The organism is Acidovorax delafieldii 2AN (assembly GCF_000175235.1).
Taxonomy (GTDB): Bacteria; Pseudomonadota; Gammaproteobacteria; order Burkholderiales; family Burkholderiaceae_C; genus Acidovorax; species Acidovorax delafieldii_B.
The window spans coordinates 1-1,476 of the sequence record NZ_ACQT01000477.1; the positions used below are offsets into that span (position 1 = coordinate 1).

Below are 1,476 nucleotides of genomic sequence, written 5' to 3' on the forward strand. Positions count from 1 at the left end.
GCAGGGGCTTCCGGCCGCATGGGCCGCATGCTGATCGAGGCCCTGCGCGCCAGCGACGACCTGGTGCTGGCCGGTGCGCTGGACGTGGCGGCCAGCCCGGCCATCGGCTCGGATGCCACCGCGTTTCTGGGCCACGCGAGCGGCGTTGCCATCACGGCCGACCTGCGTGCCGGCCTCAGGAATGCCGACGTGCTGATCGACTTCACGCGCCCCGAGGGCACGCTGGCCCATTTGGCTGTCTGCAGCGAACTGGGCGTGAAGGCGGTCGTGGGCACGACCGGGTTCACCGAGGCGCAAAAGGCCGAGATCGCCGCGTTCGCCCAGCGCATCGCCATCGTGATGGCGCCCAACATGAGCGTGGGCGTCAACGTCACGCTCAAGCTGCTGCAGATGGCGGCCAAGGCCATGGCCACGGGCTACGACATCGAAATCATCGAAGCCCACCACCGCCACAAGGTCGATGCGCCATCGGGCACCGCGCTCAAGATGGGTGAGGTGATTGCCGAAGCCCTGGGCCGCGACCTCAAGGATTGCGCTGTGTACGCCCGCGAAGGCGTGACGGGTGAGCGCGATCCGTCGAGCATCGGCTTTGCCACCATCCGCGGTGGCGACATCGTGGGCGACCATACCGTGCTGTTCGCCGGCATTGGCGAGCGCATCGAGATCTCGCACAAGTCGTCCAGCCGCGCCACCTACGCCCAGGGCAGCCTGCGGGCCGTGCGCTTCCTGGCAGACCGCCAATCCGGCATGTTCGACATGTTCGACGTGCTCGGGCTGAACTGATACGCCGCAGGTGCCCGACGTGGATGCACTGCACTGGTGGCGACAAGGAGATGCCGTGACGCAGGTCGCGGCGCTGCTTCTTCTGGCCATGTCGGTCGCCAGCTGGGTGGTCATCTTCTGGAAGCTGCGCCTCATGCACCGGGCCACGGGCGACGTGGCGCGGTGCACCGCAGCGTTCTGGCAGGCGCCATCGCTCGATGCCGCTGTGCAGCGTTTGCAGTCATTTGACCGTGAGGCGCTTGTGCTGCCTATGGTTGTTGCTGCAAATTCAGTAGCGCAAGACGGGGCCGCGGCGCCGCAGGCCACCTTGGCCACAGCCGGCAGCCTGTCGCAGCAGCTGACCCGTGTGCTGCGCGATGCGCTGCACGGCGCGCTGGGCCGGCTGCAGTGGGGCCAGGTGCTGCTGGCCACGGTGGGCTCCACGGCGCCGTTCGTCGGCCTGCTGGGCACGGTGTGGGGCATCTACCATGCCCTCACTGCCATGGCGGGGGCCGGGCAGATCACCATCGACCGCGTGGCCGGCCCGGTGGGCGAGGCCCTGGTGATGACGGCGGCGGGCCTGGCGGTGGCCATCCCTGCCGTGCTGGCCTACAACGTGTTCGGGCGCTTCGTGGGCCGCATCGAGGCCGACCTCGAAGGCTTCGCCCGCGATCTGCGCGAACTGCTCGCGCAGCATCCGGAGTCTTGACGTGG

Annotated in this window: 2 protein-coding genes; both read left to right on the forward strand. The window is 68.8% G+C overall.

The genetic code is table 11. The features are described 5' to 3' along the window. Nucleotides 1-783, forward strand: a 783-nt coding sequence (gene dapB / locus ACDELDRAFT_RS22375) for a 4-hydroxy-tetrahydrodipicolinate reductase (RefSeq protein WP_050784224.1), incomplete at its 5' end; no start/stop codon positions are given. Between the two features lie 19 nt (nt 784-802). After that, on the forward strand, nt 803-1,471 hold the full coding sequence (locus ACDELDRAFT_RS22380; RefSeq protein ID WP_040330658.1) for a MotA/TolQ/ExbB proton channel family protein: 669 nt from the start codon (nt 803-805) through the stop codon (nt 1,469-1,471). Nucleotides 1,472-1,476: the final 5 nt, after the last annotated feature.